This is a genomic window from Desulfovibrio sp. JC010, from assembly GCF_010470675.1.
Taxonomy (GTDB): Bacteria; Desulfobacterota; Desulfovibrionia; order Desulfovibrionales; family Desulfovibrionaceae; genus Maridesulfovibrio.
Map to the genome: position 1 here is coordinate 25,572 of NZ_VOIQ01000001.1, position 21,902 is coordinate 47,473.

Below are 21,902 nucleotides of genomic sequence, written 5' to 3' on the forward strand. Positions count from 1 at the left end.
TATCTCTCTTTCTATGGAAAGACCAGCTGAATACGGAATTAAAAAATACGCCAGTTGCAAAAAATGCTCATACACAGCTCCGCTTGCCTCATTCGGCAGGAAAGCGGGATTGTTTCCTGATTATTTAAAATTGATCTGCCCTGAATGCGGGGTGGAGTCAGAAGCTGAGAGCTGTTCATTTTTAAAAGGACCGCAGCATCCGCCCGCAGGGATGACCATTGTTTCCGGCGGGCAGACCGGAGTGGACCGGGGCGCGCTTGACGCCGCCATTGAACTGGGCATTCCCCACCGGGGCTGGTGCCCGAAAGGCCGCAAGGCAGAAGACGGCCCCATTCCCGCACGCTACAACATGCGTGAGACAATCGGCTGGCAATACTGGATCAGAACGGAAAAGAATGTGCTCGATTCAGACGGAACCCTTATCTTTCCCGGTGAAAAGGAATCCAAAGGCACCGCTTTAACCGTCAGGCTGGCCCGCAAGCATGGTAAGCCGCTTGCCGTGGTTGATCCGAACAGCCCCGACGCAGTAGAAACCATCAGGGCATGGATAGCAGCAAATAATATCGGGATAATGAATGTGGCCGGCCCAAGAGAAAGCGGGGCTCCGGGCATAAGCCGAAAGATACGGGAATTATTGTACAGCCTGCTGGCTATCCGGCAGGAACAAAAACAGACGTTTCAAGAAGCAAGTTCAGCCTATCTATACTCTGCTGTATGCGAATATCGTCACAATCCAGTGCAGCCTGCCGCAGGTTGACCAGCTCATCGGCATAAACCCCGAACCCGAAAGTCAGGGCCGCACCCTTGGCTGAATGAACTTTCTCCCGGATAAGAGCGAAATCGCCTTCCTGCAAACCTGTGATGATCTCACAAAGCTCTGCTGAAAGTGATTCTTTGAGCACGGGGACCAGATCAAAAAGATCTGATTCAACGTTGACTCTGTTGCGGGAAAATTCTGGCAAAGCAAGCTCCTTACAATTAATTCATACTATTTTTATATAATATATCCTGAATTTAAATTATTTTTTAAAAGAATGTAACGGCATACCATACTGCCTGCTGTAAAAATGCCTCTTTTACCTTGACTTCCAATGACTCTTTCTTAATATATGAACATCTGTTCACATATTAACATATAGAGTTTAAAAATGCCGAGTAAATCAGACTGCTGCACCACCCACAACCCCACTCCCGGAGCGGTTGAACTGGTGAAAAGCAAATGTTGTCCCAAGGAAACAATGAACGATCTGGCCGCCACCTTCAAAATCATGGGCGAACCGGTCAGGATCAGAATACTGCACGCCTTGTCCATCAGCAATCTCTGCGTCTGCGATTTGTCAGAACTTCTGGAGATGACCCACTCCGCAGTATCCCATCAACTGCGCATACTCCGGACCGCCCGCATGGTCCGTTTTGAAAAAGACGGGCGTAGAGCCATATACAGCCTCAATGATAAACACGTTGAAATAATTATGCAGACCGCGCTGGCCCATATGCAGGGCCATGGCTGCGATGTGCCGCAAGGAGCGAAATAAATGATCGAAACACTGCTTTCCATTATCCACGAATCATGGGACGTGCTGCTGGAGTCCGCACCTTTCATGCTTTTGGGATTCTTTATTGCCGGACTGCTCAAAGCTTTTGTGGGGCCGGAGTTCATTTCCCGCAATCTGGGTTCGGGAAAAACCAGCGATGTGCTCAAGGCTTCAATCCTCGGAGTGCCGATTCCCTTATGCAGTTGCGGAGTTATTCCGGCAGCAGCCCAGTTACGCCAGCAGGGGGCCAGCAAGGGTGCCACAACCTCCTTCCTTATTTCTACACCGGAGACAGGTGTGGATTCCATTGCCGTAACCTATGCGCTGCTGGACCCGGTAATGGCAGTATTCAGGCCTTTCGCCGCTTTCATTACTGCTGTAGTGGCGGGCATTCTGGTGGACAGAGACGATAAGAAAATAGAAAAAGAGAGCCCGAAGCCGATCCCGGATGCGGTACTGCTCCCCCAAATGGAAGCAACTCAGGAATCATCAGGCTGCGGGTGCGGTTCACACTCAGAACATACCCATAAAGAATCCACCTGTTGTGATTCCGGTTGCGGATGCGGTGACGGACCTGCAGGACAACGCCCCGACTCCTTCATGGGCAGGCTGTCCTTTGGAATGAAATATTCATTCGGCAATCTGCTGCAGGATATCGGATTATGGTTCCTCGGCGGTGTGTTGCTGGCCGGGATATTCAGCGCGCTCATCCCGGACGGTTTCATTGAAAGAAACCTCGGTGACGGATTCTTCCCCCTGCTGATCATGTTGGCGGCGGCAGTCCCTCTTTATGTCTGCGCAACAGCATCCACGCCTATTGCGGCGGCACTGGCTCTGAAAGGACTTTCACCCGGTGCAGCCCTTGTTTTCCTGCTGGCCGGACCTGCAACAAACGCGGCATCTTTCACCGTGGTCGCAAAGCTGCTCGGCAAACGCTCAGCTTTCATCTATCTCGGTTCAATTATAGGCTGCTCCCTCGCATTGGGAATGGTCACCAACTGGCTTTACTATTCGCTGGGTTTAAGCATTACCGACTGGGTGCAATCCGGCACCGAACACGGGCACGGCCTGCTTTACACCGTTTGCGCGCTCATTCTGCTTGCCTTAATCGCTGTTCCCAAGGTAACAGCTTTAGTGAAAGGTGAATCATTGCAGGGTTGTTCACAATAAGCAGGGAGTTCTTATGACGGGTGAAGGTGTAGAAGCAATAATTGTCATGCTGGTCGTGATCCTTGCCATCTTCAAGATGGTAAAAAGGAACGGGAACGGACTGGGTTCATATGGCCGGTATAATTCCGATACGGACAAAAAACGGATGGAAGACAATGAATAAAAGCACTGCCGGAATCGAAGCCCAGCTTGAAGAGTTGCGCGGAGCGGAAAACTTTATCGGTTTTTGCGCCTTTGACCTTTTCCTTGATGATGACGAATCCAAGCGCAAGGACGGGGTGCTCAAAATCTCGCGCCACAACCTGACCCCGGATACCGGTTTTCTCAAGTTCACCTTCATCGTAGATGTATACGGGGACAAGCTGATCCGCAAGCAGGTGCTGGAACTGTTCGCCCGTTTTCATGACAGTGAACTCAAATCCGAAACCGACCCGGATTTCATGTACATCAAGCCCCCGGAACCGACCACCCAGAAGGACCGGGCATGGTTTATCGGCGAGGTCTTTTTCCATTTTGACTCCGCAAAAGGATCATCACGTGAAAATGTAGTCCGCTTTTTCCTGCCCTTTCTCACACTGCGGTTGCCGCTGGAATTCAGCGACCTGCAATGGTGGGAAACTGAAGAAGAAGTCACCGAGCAGAAAAAAACCGCCATTCAGGCTATTACGGATTTTATTAAAGGCAAATTTTAATGCCTCCGGCGGCTTAAACCCTTTTGCAAAAGGGTTTAAGAATCCCAAAACCTTTTAATAAGCTTCGCATATAGCTTTTAAAAATGACCAAACCCAAAAGACCGTAATATCTCGTAAGATATTACGGTCTTTTTAATGACAATTTTATATTCACAACGGCAAAAACCTATCAAAAGGTTTTGAAGAGTCCAGAGAAAATTTTGCAAAAGTTTCTTTGGCCCTCGGAGAGCCGCCGGAGGCTTTCTTAGAATTTAAAGCCGATCAATTCCCTGATCTCGTCCATGTTCTCTTTGGCTTTGGCCTGAGCTTTCTTGGTGCCGTCGTTGAGGATATCCCAGACCAGCTGTGGATTTTCATCCAGATGGCGGCGGCGTTCCTGCATGGGCTCAAGGAACTTGGCCATGTTCTCAGCCAGCAGCTTCTTACATTCCACACAACCACGGCTGGCATTACGGCAGCCTTCCTCGATCTCGGCACAGGTCTCAGCATCGGTGAGCAGCTTGTGGTAAGGATAGAGGTTACAGACTTCAGGATCGCCCGGATCGGACTTGCGGAGCCTGTTCTGGTCAGTAAGCATGGACATGACTTTGGGCTTAACCTCTTCCATGGGTTCGCCGAGGTAGATGCCGTTGTTGTAGCTCTTGGACATTTTACGACCGTCGAGACCGGGCAGTTTGGCGTCCTCGGTGAGCATGGCGTTGGGCTCGGGAAAATATTCACCGTTCAGGTGGTTGAAGCGACGGGCGATTTCGCGGGTCAGCTCCAGATGGGGCAGCTGATCCTGCCCTACGGGAACAAGCGAAGGCTTGTACATCAGGATATCGGAAGCCATGAGTACAGGGTACCCGAGAAAACCGTAAGTGTTCAGTTCCTTCTGGACCAGCTCCTGCTTGATTTCCTTGTAGGTGGGGTTCCTTTCCAGCCAGCCCAGCGGGGTCAGCATGGAGAGGATCAGGTGCAGCTCAATGTGTTCCTTAACCTGAGACTGGTGAAAAATCACACATTTTTCAGGATCAAGCCCGGCAGCAATCCAATCCTTGACCAACTCGGGTACAAAGCCGGAAATCTTGCGGGGGTCGGAATACTCACTGGTCATAGCGTGCCAGTCGGCAACAAAGAAATAACATTCGTGATCTTCCTGAATCCTGACCCAGTTGACCAGAACACCGAAGTAGTGTCCAAGGTGCAAACGTCCGGTGGGCCTCATGCCTGAAACTATGCGATTGTTTGTCTTGCTCATTTTAAAAATCTTGTATGCTTTGCGGTTCTAGTGAACCAGAAAATTATAGAAAAAACCCATGGCCGGGCGAATTATTTCGCCGAGCAGTCCGAGCATTGCCAGCACGATGACGATAATGAAACCGTACCGGAAGGACATAAACTTGAATGCGGCCTCGCGGGGCAGGAACCCGGCTATGATCTTACTGCCGTCCAGCGGCGGGATAGGCAGAAGATTGAAAAAACACAAAGCCAGATTGATGATAACCCCGGCATTGGCAATCATCACCGACGGCTCAAGAACCTTGAGCATCAGCGGCGACATGGAATTCACATCAAGTGAAAGAATCACCTTTACGACAATTGAGAACATTACCGCAAGTGCCATGTTTGCCGCCGGACCAGCCAGAGCGACAATCATCATATCCCGCTGCGGATTTTTGAAATACATGGGATTGACCGGAACAGGCTTGGCCCAGCCGATCATGCGGGTCAGCACAAGGGCTAAAGTCCCCATGGGGTCAAGATGCTTAATGGGATTCAAGGTAAGGCGTCCGGCCTGTTTGGCCGTGGGATCACCCAAAAGGTATGCAGCAAAGCCGTGAGCAGCTTCATGGCAGGTGATTGCCAGCAGAAAAGGTAAAGCAAGGATGCTTATTTCTTTGATTGTATTGGCGATATCGAACATGGATTGTGAGCTTGTTCGCTTTTTAGAAGTGATAAATGGCAGGCCAGGAGGGATTCGAACCCCCAGCATTCGGTTTTGGAGACCGACGTTCTAGCCGTTGGAACTACTGGCCTGCATTTATGGCTTGGGACATCTCTGCCGTCAAAGCCAAGCGGGTTCTAGCACCACCGTTTTGGTTTGGCAAGTAAAAAAGGAGTCTATTTTCATAGACTCCTCAAAAAAGTTTAATTATTTTGCTGATCAGTCAACAAAAACAGGGGACAAACCTACCCCAAAGCCTGCTCAACCTTTTCCTTCAGTTCGCTCAAATCAACGGATTTGACCACATAATGATCCGCCGCAATGGACTTCATATCATGCTTAAAGCTGTCGTAAGCAGTACTTAGGATAACCGGAAGCTCCTGATCCTCCTGCCTGATCTCCTGCAACAGGTCCAAACCGGAACGGTTGATACCGAGCTTGATATCAAGGACGACAAGATCAGGATTCTCACGCCCGATGACCGCAAGGATCTCTTCAGTGCCGTCAGATGTGGCCACCTTGTATCCCCCGGCTTCCAGCTCTTCTCGATAGAGCATCCGTATATGCTTTTCGTCGTCAACGACTAAAATTGTCTTCTGAGCCATATGCAACTCCTTGAAAGTCGTTTTTCATTATTTCCAGTTTAGTTCAATTTTCAAGTTCGGGTCAACATTTATAGATTTTTTTTTGTGTAACCCCGTTACACAGATTGCAGTCTTCTTATTCATGACTTAATTCTAACATAAGATAACAGCGTTTTGCCAGTCTGGCTGCTTTTTTTTCTATTTTTCCTAGATTGTAACCTGTGCAATGAAAAATTCTACCTCAGCACAGTAGGAAAAGCTTGCTGAAAACAGACTTAAACGCTAAATCCCTAAGCCCCGGACATCATCATATCATAAATAAAAGAAAGGAGTCTGCCCATGGTAATTGTCACTATCGAACCGGAAGGCCAGACAGTAGAATACACAAAACTCAATACAGTCCTGCAGTTACTCAATAAACAGGGTCTGCACCACACTGATACACTGGTCATCCGTAACGGCGAGCTGATCACCCCGGATGAGCGGATTTTTCAGGGCGATGAAATAGAACTTAGAAAAGTAATTTCCGTAGGTTAATCATATGAAATGCAAGGTCTGCAAAGCAAAAGCTGTCGTTTCGCTACCCAGCCACAATGCCGCGTTCTGCGAAGAACATTATAATAATTTTTTCATGAAGCAGGTTGCACAAGGCATCAAAAACCGCAATCTCCTTGAGCGTGACGACAAAGTGCTGGTCGCCCTTTCCGGCGGCAAGGATTCGCTGGGCCTCATGTACGCTCTGGCGGAACTGGGCTACGACGTGACCGGACTGCACATTGATCTGGGAATCTTCGATTCATCCGTCAAAGCCCGCACGGTGGTGGAAGATTTCTGCAAGGACAAAGGCTACCCGTTGCGGGTGGTGGAACTTGAGAAAGAAGGCGTGCCCATACCGCTGATCAAAAAGCACATCCGCCGTCCCATCTGCGCCATCTGCGGAAAATTCAAACGCCATTACTTCAACAAGGTCGCCATTGAAGAAGGTTACACCGCCCTTGCCACCGGACACAACCTTGATGACGAAGTTGCGCGTCTTTTTGCCAATACCCTGCGCTGGGATCAGGGCTACCTGTCCGATCAGGGGCCGGTACTGCCTGCTGAAAACGGCTTTGCCAAGAAGGTCAAACCGCTTTTCCGGGTTACAGAATATGAAAGCGCGGTCTTCTCTTTTCTTTCCGATATTCCGTACCATCACCTGCCCTGCCCCTACAGTTCCGGAGCCAGCTTCACCGGACACAAAATGCTCTGGCGGGATATGGAACTGCGCAGCCCCGGCACCAAGCGTGCTTTTTACAAGGGATTTCTGGACCGTGGCCGGCCCGCTTTCTCCGCTCTGGAAAAAGAAGAAAAGGATTACGAAATCAATCCCTGCACAGAATGCGGCTACCCCACCTCCGCAGGAGTCTGCTCCATTTGCAGGCTGAAAAAACAGCTGCAGGAGTCACTTGCAGAAGAAGCAGCCAAACAGGAAAACAAAGACGCGGAATAGCCATGAGCAGCCCCAAAGTATCGGTAACCATGCCCTGCTACAATTGCGCTTCCACTGTGGGGGCGGCAATTGAATCCATTCTCGGCCAGAGCTTCGAAGACCTCGAACTGGTGGCCGTGGATGACGGCTCAACTGATAACACCGCTGAAGTGCTGCGGGAATACGCCGGCCGCGATACACGGCTGAAGCCGATTTTCCGGGACCATGAAGGCGTTGTCGGAGCGGCCAATGCGGCTATTGAGGAGGCTTCCGGGCAGTATATCGCGCGTATGGACGCCGATGACACGGCCCTGCCTGAGCGCATCGCCAAGCAGGCCGCTCTGCTGGACCGCGATCCGCAGACCGGACTGACCGCCTGCCGGGTCGGCTTCGGGGGGGACCGGGAAAAGAACGGCGGCTACGCCCATTATGTGGACTGGATCAACACTCTCGTGGGCGCGGATGAAATTTCCCTGAACCGTTTTGTGGAATTCCCTTTCGCCAACCCGTCCATCATGATGCGCAAAGAACTGATCGCCGCACACGGCCCCTTCCGTGACGGTGATTTCCCCGAAGATTATGAGCTGGTCCTGCGCTGGCTGGAAGCCGGGGTCAAAATGCAGAAGGTGGATGAAGAACTGCTCATCTGGAACGACCCGCCGGACCGCCTTTCACGCAACCACCCCAAATATACGGTGGAAGCATTTTACCGCATCAAAAGCGAGTATCTTTTCCGCTGGCTGCAAAGACAGATCGGGCCGGATCTCAAAGTAGGAATCATCGGTTCCGGACGCACCTCCCGCAAGCGTTACCGGATGCTGGAAAATCTAGGCGTGGAAACAGCTTTCTACGTTGACGTGGACCCGCGCAAGGTAGGCATGCTTATCCACGGCAAAAAAGTATTGCATCGGGATGAAATTCCCACGGCCGGAGATACTTTTCTACTCTCCTATGTAGCCAGTTGGGGCGCGCGGGACGAGGTTGCCCAGTTTCTTGACGCGCGCGGTTATGTGATGGGGCGGGATTATCTGCTGGTTTCGTAACCCCCCCGCTAACAAATCAAATTTTCAACAAATGCGGACTTGAGTTTTCTGACTCGGGTCCGCTTTTTTATTGATCAGGCTTTGCAACATCCCCTCCAGCAGGCTATAAGACTGATAATTAATCACCCAACCCGTGCAACACCCAGTGCAGGAGGTTCAGAAATGACTGTTTACCGGTATTGGACAAAAAAACTTTTCATCCTTTTTTGCGGCCTGCTCTTCTGTCTTGGACTTTCCGTATCTGAAATCAGCGCATCAAAACAAAAGACTTCTGCCGAAAACTCCCGTCTTCTGCCTGTGATACAGGAATTCAAGGAATTAATTGAAAACGACCCGAAACTGCTCATGCTTTTCACGCAGATGTTCGAGCAGGTTCCCCCCGACTCTCCCCAGTTCAAAACTGATCCCGACGGCAATCCCCAAATCCGCAGCTACACTCAAATGCTGCAAAAAATAAGTGAAATTTCACAGCAGGCACCGGAATTCAACACAAGCGGTCTGGTGGGATTCCCCATAAACGCCGTTTTGAACTGGCCCATGGGGACATCTGCCGGAACGAATGCATTTCTCGACAGCCGGGTCAATTCCCAGCTGAAAAAGATACTCAAACAATGGGCTGTTTTTCTGGGTTCAGAAGATTCACGCTACGTGCTTGGTGACGATCCAAAAACAGGATGGTTCGGCCGTGATGCCCGAAAAGCCATGCCGGGCTTTGAAAAAGACTTCGTCTGCGACCCGGACAAGCCGTATCACGGTTTCAAATCATGGGACGATTTTTTCACCCGCAAGTTCCGTAAAGGCCGTCGCCCCGTAGTAGCACCCGACAACGATGCTGTTATCGCGAATTCCTGCGAATCCGCACCTTTCAATCTGGCAAAGAATGTAAAATTCAGAGATCAATTCTGGATTAAGGGCCAGCCGTACTCGCTTTATCACATGCTCGACGGCGACCCGCTGGCTGCCCAGTTTGAAGGCGGAACCATTTATCAGGCATTTCTGAGCGCACTCAGCTACCATCGCTGGCACTGTCCGGTAAGCGGTAAGATTATAAAGACAAAACTGATTGACGGATCCTACTACGCCCAATCACCCACGGTGGGGTTTGATCCGGCCAGTCCCAACGAATCTCAGGGCTATCTTACCCAGGTCGCGGCTAGAGCTTTAATCTTCATTGAAGCGGACAATCCCGACATCGGCTTAATGGCAATCATATTTGTCGGCATGGCTGAGGTTTCTTCAAACGAGATCACGGTATATGAGGGGCAGCATGTTAAGAAGGGAGATCAGCTGGGCATGTTTCATTTCGGCGGCTCAACCCATGTGCTCATCTTCCGCCCCGGCGTAAATCTGGAATTCGACCTGCGCGGCCAAAAGCCCGGACTGGATACTACAAATATTCCGGTACGCTCGCGCATAGCTACCGTCAGGTAAGACGATACGCATAGACAAAAAAACAGCCCCTACACAGATGTGCCGGGGCTGTTTTTTTGGGTCTGGTTTCGTAACGTCACTTGCCCAAAAAGCTAATCACGTCTTTTCATGAACTCTTCACATATTCCATAACTGGAACCCAAGTGCCCATACTCAAAAGTAAAAGGGGACAAATATTTAATTTTTTCATCTAGAAGAATGTGTCCTTTATATTTAGCACCGGAGCAGGAATAAAAAGTGTACTTCAAATTACTACCAGAATCGGTACACGACCAACCCCAGGAGGAATCTCTACCAATCAGTGTAACACCAAGAGTCTGCTTCTTACCTTGCTTTGCATCACTGACAATAAAGCACGTATGTCCTTCTATTTTTACTTGGTCAGAATCAAATGAATCTGCAAAACAATTTGTCGCAAAGAGTAGAATAAGACCAAGACAAAACAATATATTTTTCATCACAACCCCTTTTAAAGCTACACTGTCTAATTAAACTTGCAGCGTCCATGATGATAATCCTCTCCACACCCTATACGATACTTAAATTCCTTGCCGGCATAAACCTTTTCTTCAACAGTCATCACATCAAGTAATTTCTGACACCTCTGGTTGTTGTCCTCTGGACCAATATATACAGGTTGCTGCGTGGGAATAAAAAACAGTATCTTAACTTCTCTTGTGCCACACCAACCGGGCACCTTGATTTCTACTCTGGATGTTTTTTTCATAGTTGTCATGTTGATCATCTTAACTGTAGCCGCAGTAGTAGATTCAGCTATAGCTGAGTGAGGCAGGACAAGCATCCACAACATCAAGGCAATAAATACTGCACACAGAGCAATATATTTCATAATCCCCCCCGTCACTTAATATAGTCATCTTCCGTATAAGCGTTAAAACTAAAAAACACGACTCTTTTCTCAACAACCAGCAAAACTCAGCCCAGCACCGCAGCACTGATCCGCTTTGCAGTATCAAAATCAACATCAAATTCCACATCGCCGATGGCCGTAACAGGAATCATCCCTCCCAGCGAATTAAGGGCGTAGACATGGTCAAACTGCTCAATCTGAGACAAATTAATCCGGGCTGCGTCTATTTCAATATGTTCAGCCGCTATTTTCTGTGCAGTACCGGGGAGCTTGTAAGCTGTCTGCGGTTCGAAAAAAATATCACCCTTTTTAAATAACAGGGAAGCAAAGGATGATTCCAGCACATTGCCGTCAAAATCCTGCAACAAGGCATCATCAAATCCGTCCGCAAGGGCATCTTTCCATGCATTAAGATAATCCATACGGTTAGTGGATTTGTGCCTCATGAGCGGTGTGAGAAAAACATGTGGGCAGGGCTTCAGGGTCCAAGTACGATTAGGTACTCGCTCAAACGGAATCGCGCCCACAATAGGCTGAGTACTCCCCTGCTCAACCGGGAAAAATATATTCACCCGCGCAAATCCGCTTTCCAGACCGTTGGCACCAAGCACCTCCAGAATAACTTTCTCATAGTCCAAAGCTTCTTCAGCTACGGAGAACTCGGCAAGACTTGTACGCGCTCGCTTAAGATGCAGGTCCAGATGACAGATTTTGCTACCGTTCCAGCAGATAGTCTCAAAGAAACCGTACCCGGTCCTGAAAGCGGGCCGGGCGAGGTCGAGACTGACCATATCTTCGTGAAATTCACCATTACGATAATAAATCATAGCGACTCCGGGTCGAGAATTTTTCCGGCTTTGGCGATAGTTTCTACATACTCTGCTTCAGGGTCGGAATCAATGACAATGCCGCTTCCGGCCCAGTAGTTTATCTCTTTTGTGTATTGATCATAAACAGCAGTCCTGATGGCGATGGATGAGACCATATCCTGCGGACCGGTGATGAGCACAATGGAGCCGCAGTATGGCCCGCGCACATGCGACTCAAGCCTATCGATAAGCTCCATGGAACTTTTCTTGGGGCATCCGGTAATGGAACCGCCGGGAAATGCGTTCAAAAGCAGATCAATGCAATCGCGCCCCTCAGCAAGTTCCCCGCGTACACGGCTGAACATCTGCAACAGATTATCCACCGCAAAAACAGACTTGTGATCCTCAACAACCACCGAACCGTAGCGGCAGTCCGAAGAAATATCATTGCGGATCAAATCCACAATCATGGAAAGTTCGGAATCCTCTTTCACAGAACTGCGGAGCGACTCAACCAGCTCTTCTGAATATTCATCAAACCGGAGGGTCCCCTTGATGGGTTCGGAAAGCACCTGCCCCTGATCCACCCGTAAAAACAGCTCCGGGGAGGTGGAAACAACTACTTTTCCACCACTGCGCAAGAGCGCGTAATACGGTGCCGGATAACGTTTATGCAGTGCAAAAAACCATAGAACAGGATCAACATCCCCACCCGGCATACTCAAGCGGGTGGTCAGGTTCAGCTGGTAAGTAAGTCCGTCACGGATATATTCAAGAGTACGGGCCACACCATCTTCATATCCCTGTTTATCCAAGGACATACGAACATCTTTCAATTCAAAAGACGGCAACAGGACATGCGGAATCGGACAAATTTCCTGCATGGCATCAACAATGGCCGACCGATAAGTTTCATCAGCACAAAGCAGCTTCAGGGACGATTTACCACTGTCATAAATAAGCACCCCGCGGTACTTTTTCAGATGAAGCAACGGAAACTCAGCAGCCTTGCAGCTTTCCACCCCGCGCAACTCTTGCCCAAGCTCGTAGGACAGATAACCGATGACCGGACCATTATCCGCAAAACAGAACTCTTTCATGCGTGCTGAAACATCTGTCGCGGACACACCGGGCTGCAGAACTAATTCATCCTGCGGTTCTATACCCAGATAACTCAAGCAGGAATCAGGCGCGCCCGGAGACCCGAGCAGCACGTCCGCTTCTTGCTCCTGCACGAAATGGAAGGCGATTTCCCGGAAACGCTCAAAACTACAGGAGTCCGAAATGGTGGAGGGCGTAAGCAATGAAAACTCCGGGTTGCTCGGTTAAAAATGATTCCGGGTGGAACTGGTAGCCCAGCAGGGGCAGGCTTTCATGGGCTGCGGCCATGGGAACTTCCGCGCTGTTTTTACTTAGCACTCTCACCCCCTGCCCCAATTCTGAACAATAAAGGGAATGATAACGGGCCACAGCCATTTTTTTACCATCAAAATCAATACACTCGGTACGCCCGTGAAAACAGCCGTCCAGCCTTGCAGTGCGTCCACCGAAGTATTCATTAATTATCTGCATGCCGAGGCAGACGCCAAGCACAGGCAGGCCGGATTCAATCACAGCTTCATACCCCGGATAATCCGCCGGACAGCCCGGACCGGGAGAAATTATGATCAGCTGATAAGGGCTGAAATCAACGCCTTCCCCAGATCCCAGAACCTGCGCATATGGTCGCACCTCAATCCGCGCCCCCGCAATTTCGCGGGCCAGCAGATGCTCAAGGTTGTTGGTAAAGCTGTCGTTATTATCAATAAGAAGTATGTTCATGGTCTGGCGGGTATGTACTTCATCAATCAAGCAGGCACAAGCATGATAAATTAATTCAAAACCGGATTGTTGCATTTGGACAATTCAATAAGTATATAACGGTTTAATTCAATTAAGACCTTCCCCCCGATAGGGATTCTTAAGGGGCTTAGCTCCTTAAGCCGCCGGAGGCGAAATCACCCGACAAAAGCGCAAAGCGCATCATATCCCTCAGGAAATAAAATGGACTGTATTTCGAAAAGAGCCTGTGAGATCACCCCTTTCTTAGTCATGGACGTACTGGAAAAAGCGCAGGAAATGGAACGGCAGGGCCGCAGCATCATCCACATGGAAATCGGCGAACCGGACTTCGACACCCCGGAATGCGTGAAGCAGGCCTGCATCAAGGCCATGGAAGAAGGCGAAACCCACTACACCCACAGCCTCGGCATCCCCCAGCTGCGCGAAGCGATCAGCAATTATTATAAAGACACCTACGGGGTGGATGTTGATCCGGGCCGGGTCATTATTACGCAAGGGACCTCCCCGGCCATGCTGCTGCTGTTTACCTTCATTCTGGATCAGGGCGACAACATCATTGTCTCCGACCCCTGCTACGCCTGCTACAGCAACTTTATTTCCTTTTCCGGGGCTGAAGCCAACTCCATCCGCACCTTTGAGGAAGACGGATTCCAGTACCGCCCGGAAGCAATCGAAAAGGCCATCAATAAGCGCACCAAAGCAATCCTGATCAACTCCCCTTCCAACCCCACCGGAACCCTGCTTTCCCCGGAACGCATGGAGAAGATTGCCAAGATGGGGCCGTGGATCATCGCTGATGAAATCTACCACGGCCTTGTTTACGGGGAAAAGGAACACACCATCCTTGAATACACGGATAAGGCTTTCGTGCTCAACGGATTCTCCAAGCTTTTCGCCATGACCGGATGGCGGCTGGGCTACATTATTGCCCCGGAAAAATACGTGCGTCCCATGCAGAAGCTCTGCCAGAACTTCTTCATCTCCGCCAACTCCATGGCCCAGCATGCCGGCGTGGCCGCGCTGACCGAATCATGGGACGAGGTCAACCGCATCAAGGGCATTTACGACGAACGCCGCAGATTCCTGCTGAAACGGCTGCGCGAAATCGGCTTTGATATCAAGGTCGAACCCACCGGAGCATTCTACGTGCTGGTCAACATGAAGCATCTGGCCGCAAAATTCGAAGGAAGCTCCCTCAAGCTGGCCTTTGACATCTTAGAGAAGGCCGGAATCGGGGTCACACCGGGAATCGATTTCGGTGAAGGAGCCGAGGGTTTCATCCGTTTATCTTACGCCAATTCCATGGAAAATCTGGCTGAAGGGATGGATCGGCTGGAGAGGTATGTAAAGGAGAATGGGTAGGCTTTAACAATTTTTAACCCATATTTACTTGTTCAGCTCCTGATTGACGATCTATTGTATCAAAAAATCAGGAGCTGAGCTTAAATATGAAAACAAAATTTAAATCGATACTGGCTATTTCGTTTTCCCTGCTGCTCGGATGCGCAGCACTTTTTCCCGCCAATGCAGATGCGCGCCCCCGCTGAAACAAATATCGTCACCATCAACGGGATAGATTTCAAAGTGGACAGCACTTACCGCTTTTTCACTTGGAAAAATCTGCCTGCCGACGTTTCCATTACCAGAATGGCCCGTAAGAGCTTTACCAATGTTAATGGTAAAACTCACGAATATGAAGTCGTTTACGTTAAAAGCGGCAACCTGAACTGGTATCAGGCCGCGCGGCTGGCTGAAGATGCCGGAGGTTATCTGGCTTCCATCAGCAGTGCCGAGGAAAATGATTTTGTCTTCGGTCTGGTTGATGATGAAAAATATTTCTGGAAATTCCCGCCTTACAACGGCAGCAAGCCCATGAATCATCATGAGATCAAAATCGGTCCCTTTCTCGGAGGATACCAGCCCCTCGGCTCACCTGAACCCGCCGGAAACTGGCAATGGCTCTCCGGCGAGAAATGGCAATATGAAAACTGGGCCCAAAATATTGATGACGGTGAGATCGATAAAGACCCGCGCGACAACACCCAGCCCAACGATTCCGGCCATTCCGGCTTCGGACAGCGGGTAATGGGCTTCGGCGAGATGAACAAGCCCGTCCCCACATGGGGAGACTACATGGATGATGTAGGAACCTACGGACGCAAACGCACTCCGGGCCGCTGCTACGCATTTATCATCGAGTATGGGGAAGTTAAATAGGCTGGTTATTTTAAATTAATTGGAAATGAAAACTCCCTGCGGACGGTGATGTTCGCAGGGAGTTTGGGGTTTTCAGTATCGAATATTGCGGACTATGCCCCAGCCTCCCCGCTCCCCCCCTTCTCCATCTTGATGAAGAACATGAGCAGGGCCGGGATCATGAACACGGTGAAGACCGTGGACAGGGCCAGACCGCCGAGCACTACTGCTCCGAGGCCGCGGTAAAGTTCCGAACCGGGACCGGGGGCGATGGCCAGCGGGAGCATGCCGAATATGGATGTTGTGGCCGACATGTAGATGGGACGCAGTCTGGAGCGGGTCGCTTCCAGCACGGCCTCGCGGTGCTCCATACCTTCATGGCGCACGTTGTTCAGGGACTGGTGCACAATGAGAATCGCGTTGTTAACAACAACCCCGATCAGGATAACGAAGCCGAGCATGGTCAGCACGTCCAGCGGTTGCGGAGCGATGAAGAGGTTCTCCAGCTTCAGACCGAGGAATCCGCCCGCGCCTGCCAGCGGCACGGTGAGCAGGATGATGAACGGGTAGATGAAGTTCCCGAACAGGGCGGCCATGAGCAGATAGGTGATAACCACCGCCAGCAGGAAGTTCCACTGCATGGCCTCGCGGGTCTGGGTCAGCTTGTCAGCCGCACCGGACATGCGTACGTTGACGCCGTCCATGAGGCCCATTCCCTTGACCTTGGGGATGAGCTGGTTCTGGACGATATCCATGGCCTGTTCAAGAGGCATACTCTTGGGCGGAGTAATCTGCAGGGTTACGGTTCTCTGCCGCTCAAGATGGCGAATCTGGGTGATGCCGTAGGTGCGTTCCAGATGGGAAAGCGAAGATACCGGAACAGCCCAGCCCTGCGGGGTCGCCACAAGAGATTCGTAGAGGTCTTCCGGGGTGCCGACCCGTTTTTCGGAAGCCATGAGCTTCAGGTCGATCTTCTTTTTACCTTCTTCCTTATAATCGCCGATTTTGCGGCCATCCATGAGCACATCAAGGGCCTCGCCGATTTCCTGACTGGACATGCCTGCTGCGCGCAGACGGTCACGGTCCGGCACTATGCGTACTTCGGGATAAAGCATCTCAAGAGACGGAATGGGCCGCACCTGCGCATTGGGGATGGCCTGCCGCGCCATGCCGAACATGGTTCCGGCGGCAGCCATGAGCTTGGGCAGTTCCGGTCCGCTGAAATCAACAGCGACCATGCGCCCTTTACCCAGTCCGGTTTCAAAAATCGAAGCCTGAATACTGACCCCGAACATACCGGGAATGGAGTTCATGATCCGGTTAAAAAGCGGGATCAGTTCCGCTGGACGTTCTTCGTCACCGGAGATGGCGCCGAAGAGGTTGATGTCCGGGGCGGATACGTAAAAAAGCTGTTCTACGGAAGGGAGTCCGTCCTTTTCCGTTTTCATGTGCGGCTTGGTCTGGGCGGCAATGTATTCACCGATGGAGTCACGCTCTTCAAATGACAGACCCGGCGGCGGGATGAGGATGGACAGAATCAGGTTGCGGTTACCCTGCGGCAGGTATTCCATTTTCGGGAAAAAGGAAATTACCAGCAAGACCGAAGCGGCAACCAGAATAGCCACAGTGGAAAGCCTTGTAGCCCAGTTGCGGATGGCAAGACTGAGCACGCCCATAATGGCATCGGAGAATTTCGCTCCGATCCCGGTAAGGACGTTCTTTTTGACCTTCTTTTTGCGCTTGGAAAAAGAGTAAAACTGCTTGGCCAGCATGGGAATTACCGAGATGGACACAAACAGGGACAAGGAAATGGCACAGGTAACCGCGATGGCGATATCCTTGAACAACTGCCCTGCTTCCTCTTCAATAAAGACAACCGGCAAAAACACCGCGACCGTGGTCAGAGTTGAAGCCAGAACCGCGCCCCAGACCTCGCTGGCTCCGTCATACGCAGCCTGATACGGAGGCTTGCCCATGCCGCGGTGGCGGTCGATGTTCTCAAGAACAACAATGGCGTTATCCACCAGCATACCCACGGCAAAGGAAATACCGGACATACTGACGATGTTCAGGGTCCGGCCCATACCGCCGAAGACGATAAAAGAACCGACCACGGAAATGGGAATGGCAATGGCAACAATAACGGTGGCGGAAAGGGACTGCAGAAAAATAAGCAGCACGATGATCGCCAGCACACCACCGATGATGATGTTCTGTTTGACCAGATCAATTGCGCCGTTGATATACGGAGCCTGATCATAAACCCAGTCAAGGAAGATACCTTTGTCAGCGAGTAATCCGCCGTTAAGTTCCTCCACAACCTTGCGCACGTTTTCGGTAACTTCCAGAACGTTGGATCCCGGCTCGGGCTTAACCCCGATGGCCATACCGGGAATACCGTTGTGCAGCATGGCCACGGTCTGTTTTTCAAAGCCGGGCACAACCTTGCCCACATCGCCGATGGTCACCCGCTGCTGGCCGGAAGAAGTGATGACCACGTCCTCAATTTCCTGCGGTGATTTAAATTCAGAAGTGGTACGGATACGGTAATCACGGCGGCCTACGCCAAGGTTCCCGGCGGAAACGTTGGCATTCTCGCTCTTCAAGACCTTGGTGACCTTGTCGATGGTCAGGTTGTAGGCGGCCAGCTTTTCCGGGGCGATGATGATGTGCATCTCGTTTTCAGTACCGCCCCCGATAAACAGGTCCGCGACACCGTCAACGCGCTCAAGGTACTGGCGCACACTGTCTTCAAAATATGTGGCAAATTCATTGATATGATGCTCATTGCCCGGAAGGGTACGCAGAATCATCCAGATTACCGGGGAGGCAGAAGCACCGGTAGCCGAAATGACCGGACGGTCCGAGTCCGAAGGATATTTCTTCACCTCGTTGAGCTTGTTGGAAACCCTGAGCAGGGCGTCATCAATGTTGGTGCCGATCTTAAAACGCAGAGAGATACGCCCGAAACTGTCAAAACATTCGGATTCCATCTCCAGCAGCCCGGTAACACCCTTGAGCACTTTTTCCTGCTCTTCAATGATGTCGCGCTCAATCTCGTAAGGAGTCGCCCCGGTCCATGTGGTTTGAACGGTGATCTCCGGCTCGGTGACGGACGGGGAAAGCTGGTACGGCAGACCGGAAAGAGCCAATCCGCCGAAGAGCACCAGCAGGATAACCCCCACCAGCACCGAAACAGGCTTTTCAATTGAAAATTTTACAAAATCCATGAATTACTCCGGCCCGCCGGGCTACTTGTTATCAATGACTACGGGCTGTCCGGGCCTGAGGCGTTCATTGCCCTTGGTGACGATATCCATTCCGGCCTTGAGACCTTTGCCGCGCACTCCGGCATTCATGCCCTTAAAGCCGACCACCTGCACCGGGAAAGGCTGGGCCTTGCCATCGATAACGCCGATGACCATGGTTGTTCCGCGCAGGGTGAGAACCGCATCACGGGGCACAACCACGGTTTCGCTGGCCAGTCCGTTGGGCAGGGAAACACGGGCTTCCATACCCTGCTTGAAGCCGTTGTTGCTGATAATCCTGATTTTTACCGGAAAAGTACGGCTGGCGATATCACCACGGGGGATAACCGCAAAGACCTTGCCCTTGTAGTCCTTGCCTCCGGCAGTAATGCCCACTTCAAGACCGGGCTTGACCACCTGCGCCACGTCCTGCGGCACGTTGACCACAACATCGTAGCTGGTGTTCATACCCAATTTGACTACATCTTCACCTATGGAAAGCCACTCACCGAGGTAGACGGAACGCTTGAGCACAATACCGTCAAAAGGGGCACGGATTATTTTTTTGGAAAGCTGAATCTGAAGACGGCGCAGCTTGGCCTGCGAGGAAGCGAGCTCGCTCTCCATGGCGATAGCCTTGAACCGCTTGGAGTCGTACTCCCCTTCGTGAACGGAGCCGGACTTGAAAAGTTTGGTGATACGCTGATCATCACGCTTGGCAAGATCGTAGTTGGCTTTTGATTCCGCATAGGCAGCCTTGGCCGCGCGGATTTCAGTATTAAGCAGATCGGAGCTGAGCCGGATCAGCACGTCGCCTCTCCTGACAATATCCCCTTCTTCCACCTCAACCCTGACAATCTTCCCGCTCACTTCAGACGCAACATCGGAAGTCTCGGAAAAATAAACAGTACCTATATAAGAAGACTCCGGAGCGACCTGTCCGGCAAATGATTTGGATGTCGCCACATGGGCGGGCGGCATCTGGGGTGCTTTTTCTTCAGCTGCGAAAGCCGGGCTGGAAGAAAGCATGAAAATCAAAAAAAATAGTATCCGTTGCATAGATCTGCTCCGATATTAATTATAACTTTATTTCTGACGGGCACACTTTACGTGAGTTCCCAGCGGAGTCAACTGAGAATAAACCTCAATAACAGGGGTATACACTCACCTGATCAGACAAAAGTATGAATCGTAAAAACTTTCTGCAAAGACTGATTTATAATTTACTACCCGGAAAACAATCTGGCATTTTTTAGCATCTTTTTAAAATTCATCCCCAGAGACAAATGAACAAAATCTATACAATATTGATAGTTACTGCACTATTCATAGCCACCGCCGCTCCTGCAGCCGCCCTGACCATAAAAAACAAATGCAAATACACCGTAGCGGGATCGATTACGATTGCGGAAAGCATGGTCAGCGTTGCCCAGTTCAATATTGCGCCCGGCGAGTCAAAAAAGCTGCTCAAGGGCTTTGAAAAACAGGTCCTGATCATCAAGACCATTCCCAACATATATGACTATGATATGGATAAATATAAAATCACATCCATTGAAATTGACAACCCGGACAGCCATATTGAACTGAAGCAATCCAAGCAAGGCATCAAATTCAAAGTGGAGTAAATTTACCGCGTTTTCTGATTCACGCAAAAAGCCCTCCCCGTGCTCGGCACGGGGAGGGCTTAGTACTTTCAGCCTCTAGTAAATTACTGCGTAAGCTTCCTAAACAACCTACTACAGATTGGAGAGAATAATCTCACCGAATTCCTTGCAGCCGACCTGCTCGGCACCGCTGATCTGACTGGCCAGATCAACAGTTACTTTCTTGGCCGCAAGGGCTTTTTCAACTGCGTTCTTGATCAATTCAGCAGCTTCGCCCATGCCGTTGTTTTCCAGCAGCATGGCACCGGAAAGCAGGATGCTTCCGGGGTTTGCGAGATCCTTACCGGCGATGGTAGGGGCGGTTCCGTGGGTGGCTTCGTAAATGGCAAGCTTGTCACCCATGTTCACGCCCGGAGCAAGACCGAGTCCGCCCACCTGTGCGGCGAGGGCATCGGAAAGGTAATCACCGTTGAGGTTGGTGGTAGCTACAACGCTGTACTGTTCGGGACGCATGAGCAGCTCCTGAAACATGGCGTCGGCAATACGGTCATTGATGACAACCTTGCCATCTGCGTCTTCGCCTTCCTTGACAACCTTTCCGGCATAATCTTCCTCGGCGAGGTCGTAACCCCACTGGCGAAAGCCGCCTTCGGTGAATTTCATGATGTTGCCCTTGTGGACCAGAGTCACGGACTCGCGGTTCTGGTCAATGGCATAATCAATAGCCCGGCGCACCAGACGCTTGGAGCCTGCAGGGGTAATGGGCTTGAGGCCCACACCTGCGGTGGGATCAACCTTGGCACCCATTTCGTTGACCATAAAATCAATTACTTTTTTGGCTTCGGGAGATTCAGAGCTCCACTCGATCCCGGCGTAAACGTCTTCGGTGTTTTCGCGGAAAACAACGATATCTACCAGATCGGGGCGTTTTACCGGGGATTCAATGCCTTCAAAGTAGCGGATGGGACGGATGCAGGCGTAGAGATCGAAAACCTGTCTGAGAGTAACGTTAAGGGAGCGGATGCCCTTGCCAACCGGAGTCTGCAAGGGGCCTTTGATAGCCAGTTCCGCCTTGGCGAGAGTGTCGAGGGTTTCCTGCGGGAGATATTCGCCGGTAGCTTCATAAGCCTTTTCCCCGGCAAGGAGTTCAACCCATTCAATTTTTTTGTCGCCGCTGTATGCTTTTTCAAGGGCAGCATCTATAATCGGGCGGGCCGCACCCCATACTTCGGGTCCGATACCATCACCTTCGATAAAATATACTGTTTTAGTGGACAAAATGATCTCCTTTGTTGCTGGCACAGCTCCGGCTCCTTAAGGCTGCGCAGTGAATTGATACCTGTGTATGAAAGAAATGACATCAGGCATGGCTGGACGGCGTTTCGAGTCATTCATTAAACTGAAAAGAGGAACCGGATGGATTCCGTCCGCAGGCTGGATAAACGGCAGGATTGTATCTGCAGAATCGATTTCAGAGCG

At 50.8% G+C, this 21,902-nt stretch carries 24 protein-coding genes and 1 tRNA gene; 12 read left to right on the forward strand and 13 right to left on the reverse strand.

Annotated features, from left to right (window positions below; genetic code table 11):
* Positions 1-13: 13 nt before the first annotated feature.
* Positions 14-757, forward strand: coding sequence for a putative molybdenum carrier protein (locus FMR86_RS00100; RefSeq protein ID WP_203544739.1), 744 nt, complete (start codon positions 14-16; stop codon positions 755-757).
* Here the strand turns inward: FMR86_RS00100 and FMR86_RS00105 are convergent.
* Complete coding sequence (locus tag FMR86_RS00105; RefSeq protein ID WP_163349040.1) at positions 651-962, reverse strand: hypothetical protein; 312 nt, start codon at positions 960-962, stop codon at positions 651-653. The two genes, FMR86_RS00100 and FMR86_RS00105, sit on opposite strands and share 107 nt — an antisense overlap.
* Before the next feature lie 186 nt (positions 963-1,148).
* Between FMR86_RS00105 and FMR86_RS00110 the strand changes: the two genes are divergently transcribed.
* From FMR86_RS00110 to FMR86_RS00125, 4 genes are read left to right on the forward strand one after another with little or no spacing between them, the layout of a single operon-like run.
* Positions 1,149-1,535 carry a metalloregulator ArsR/SmtB family transcription factor gene (locus FMR86_RS00110; RefSeq protein WP_163349041.1) on the forward strand — a complete coding sequence of 129 codons (387 nt, stop codon included), beginning with the start codon at positions 1,149-1,151 and terminating at the stop codon, positions 1,533-1,535.
* 3 nt (positions 1,536-1,538) lie between these two features.
* Positions 1,539-2,705, forward strand: coding sequence for an SO_0444 family Cu/Zn efflux transporter (locus FMR86_RS00115; RefSeq protein ID WP_373682441.1), 1,167 nt, complete (start codon positions 1,539-1,541; stop codon positions 2,703-2,705).
* Between the two features lie 13 nt (positions 2,706-2,718).
* On the forward strand, positions 2,719-2,868 hold the full coding sequence (locus tag FMR86_RS00120) for a hypothetical protein (protein WP_163349043.1): 150 nt from the start codon (positions 2,719-2,721) through the stop codon (positions 2,866-2,868).
* Positions 2,861-3,397: a hypothetical protein gene (locus FMR86_RS00125; protein WP_163349044.1), complete on the forward strand. Its 537-nt coding sequence runs from the start codon at positions 2,861-2,863 to the stop codon at positions 3,395-3,397. The genes FMR86_RS00120 and FMR86_RS00125 overlap by 8 nt, the downstream gene beginning before the upstream one ends.
* A 244-nt stretch (positions 3,398-3,641) precedes the next feature.
* Here FMR86_RS00125 and trpS read toward each other — a convergent pair whose 3' ends face one another.
* The 4 genes from trpS to FMR86_RS00145 all read right to left on the reverse strand — a co-directional run bounded on the left by trpS (position 3,642) and on the right by FMR86_RS00145 (position 5,929).
* The gene (trpS, locus tag FMR86_RS00130) at positions 3,642-4,637 is read right to left on the reverse strand and encodes a tryptophan--tRNA ligase (protein WP_163349045.1); all 996 of its coding nucleotides are present in this window, start codon (positions 4,635-4,637) and stop codon (positions 3,642-3,644) included.
* Positions 4,638-4,664: 27 nt separating this feature from the next.
* Entirely contained in the window at positions 4,665-5,303 is a 639-nt protein-coding gene (locus FMR86_RS00135; protein ID WP_163349046.1) for a site-2 protease family protein, read from the reverse strand.
* A 36-nt stretch (positions 5,304-5,339) separates the two neighbouring features.
* Positions 5,340-5,416, reverse strand: a tRNA-Trp gene (locus tag FMR86_RS00140).
* 153 nt (positions 5,417-5,569) lie between these two features.
* On the reverse strand, positions 5,570-5,929 hold the full coding sequence (locus FMR86_RS00145) for a response regulator (protein ID WP_163349047.1): 360 nt from the start codon (positions 5,927-5,929) through the stop codon (positions 5,570-5,572).
* Between the two features lie 318 nt (positions 5,930-6,247).
* On the opposite strand from FMR86_RS00145, the gene FMR86_RS00150 reads away from it, so the two are divergent.
* From FMR86_RS00150 to FMR86_RS00165, 4 genes are all read left to right on the forward strand, one after another.
* Positions 6,248-6,445 carry a MoaD/ThiS family protein gene (locus FMR86_RS00150; protein ID WP_163349048.1) on the forward strand — a complete coding sequence of 66 codons (198 nt, stop codon included), beginning with the start codon at positions 6,248-6,250 and terminating at the stop codon, positions 6,443-6,445.
* Between the two features lie 4 nt (positions 6,446-6,449).
* Positions 6,450-7,397 (forward strand): ATP-binding protein, encoded by a 948-nt coding sequence (locus FMR86_RS00155; protein ID WP_163349049.1) that lies wholly within the window; start codon positions 6,450-6,452, stop codon positions 7,395-7,397.
* A 2-nt stretch (positions 7,398-7,399) separates the two neighbouring features.
* Positions 7,400-8,419 (forward strand): glycosyltransferase, encoded by a 1,020-nt coding sequence (locus tag FMR86_RS00160; RefSeq protein WP_163349050.1) that lies wholly within the window; start codon positions 7,400-7,402, stop codon positions 8,417-8,419.
* A 162-nt stretch (positions 8,420-8,581) separates the two neighbouring features.
* Positions 8,582-9,850 carry a phosphatidylserine decarboxylase family protein gene (locus tag FMR86_RS00165; protein ID WP_163349051.1) on the forward strand — a complete coding sequence of 423 codons (1,269 nt, stop codon included), beginning with the start codon at positions 8,582-8,584 and terminating at the stop codon, positions 9,848-9,850.
* A 92-nt stretch (positions 9,851-9,942) separates the two neighbouring features.
* On the opposite strand, the gene FMR86_RS00170 is transcribed toward FMR86_RS00165, so the two are convergent.
* The 5 genes from FMR86_RS00170 to FMR86_RS00190 all read right to left on the reverse strand — a co-directional run bounded on the left by FMR86_RS00170 (position 9,943) and on the right by FMR86_RS00190 (position 13,351).
* Complete coding sequence (locus FMR86_RS00170) at positions 9,943-10,308, reverse strand: hypothetical protein (protein WP_163349052.1); 366 nt, start codon at positions 10,306-10,308, stop codon at positions 9,943-9,945.
* A 26-nt stretch (positions 10,309-10,334) separates the two neighbouring features.
* Positions 10,335-10,700, reverse strand: a complete 366-nt coding sequence (locus FMR86_RS00175; RefSeq protein ID WP_163349053.1) for a hypothetical protein — start codon at positions 10,698-10,700, stop codon at positions 10,335-10,337.
* Between the two features lie 86 nt (positions 10,701-10,786).
* The gene (locus tag FMR86_RS00180) at positions 10,787-11,548 is read right to left on the reverse strand and encodes an aminotransferase class IV (protein ID WP_163349054.1); all 762 of its coding nucleotides are present in this window, start codon (positions 11,546-11,548) and stop codon (positions 10,787-10,789) included.
* Positions 11,545-12,834, reverse strand: coding sequence for an anthranilate synthase component I family protein (locus FMR86_RS00185; protein WP_163349055.1), 1,290 nt, complete (start codon positions 12,832-12,834; stop codon positions 11,545-11,547). The genes FMR86_RS00180 and FMR86_RS00185 overlap by 4 nt, the downstream gene beginning before the upstream one ends.
* Entirely contained in the window at positions 12,800-13,351 is a 552-nt protein-coding gene (locus FMR86_RS00190; protein ID WP_163349443.1) for an aminodeoxychorismate/anthranilate synthase component II, read from the reverse strand. Before FMR86_RS00190 ends, FMR86_RS00185 begins: the two co-directional genes overlap by 35 nt.
* 222 nt (positions 13,352-13,573) lie before the next feature.
* On the opposite strand from FMR86_RS00190, the gene FMR86_RS00195 reads away from it, so the two are divergent.
* Both FMR86_RS00195 and FMR86_RS00200 read left to right on the forward strand, forming a co-directional pair.
* A complete protein-coding gene (locus tag FMR86_RS00195) occupies positions 13,574-14,734 on the forward strand; it encodes a pyridoxal phosphate-dependent aminotransferase (RefSeq protein WP_163349056.1) in 1,161 nt (386 codons plus the stop codon).
* Positions 14,735-14,896: 162 nt separating this feature from the next.
* Complete coding sequence (locus tag FMR86_RS00200; protein ID WP_163349057.1) at positions 14,897-15,589, forward strand: hypothetical protein; 693 nt, start codon at positions 14,897-14,899, stop codon at positions 15,587-15,589.
* Between the two features lie 92 nt (positions 15,590-15,681).
* Here FMR86_RS00200 and FMR86_RS00205 read toward each other — a convergent pair whose 3' ends face one another.
* Together FMR86_RS00205 and FMR86_RS00210 are read right to left on the reverse strand one after the other, a co-directional pair.
* A complete protein-coding gene (locus FMR86_RS00205) occupies positions 15,682-18,798 on the reverse strand; it encodes an efflux RND transporter permease subunit (protein ID WP_163349058.1) in 3,117 nt (1,038 codons plus the stop codon).
* Positions 18,799-18,819: 21 nt separating this feature from the next.
* Positions 18,820-19,875 carry an efflux RND transporter periplasmic adaptor subunit gene (locus FMR86_RS00210; protein ID WP_163349059.1) on the reverse strand — a complete coding sequence of 352 codons (1,056 nt, stop codon included), beginning with the start codon at positions 19,873-19,875 and terminating at the stop codon, positions 18,820-18,822.
* Between the two features lie 227 nt (positions 19,876-20,102).
* Here FMR86_RS00210 and FMR86_RS00215 point away from each other — a divergent pair, with 227 nt between their 5' ends.
* Complete coding sequence (locus FMR86_RS00215; RefSeq protein ID WP_163349060.1) at positions 20,103-20,444, forward strand: hypothetical protein; 342 nt, start codon at positions 20,103-20,105, stop codon at positions 20,442-20,444.
* A 111-nt stretch (positions 20,445-20,555) separates the two neighbouring features.
* On the opposite strand, the gene icd is transcribed toward FMR86_RS00215, so the two are convergent.
* Positions 20,556-21,701 carry an NADP-dependent isocitrate dehydrogenase gene (icd, locus tag FMR86_RS00220; protein ID WP_163349061.1) on the reverse strand — a complete coding sequence of 382 codons (1,146 nt, stop codon included), beginning with the start codon at positions 21,699-21,701 and terminating at the stop codon, positions 20,556-20,558.
* Positions 21,702-21,902: the final 201 nt, after the last annotated feature.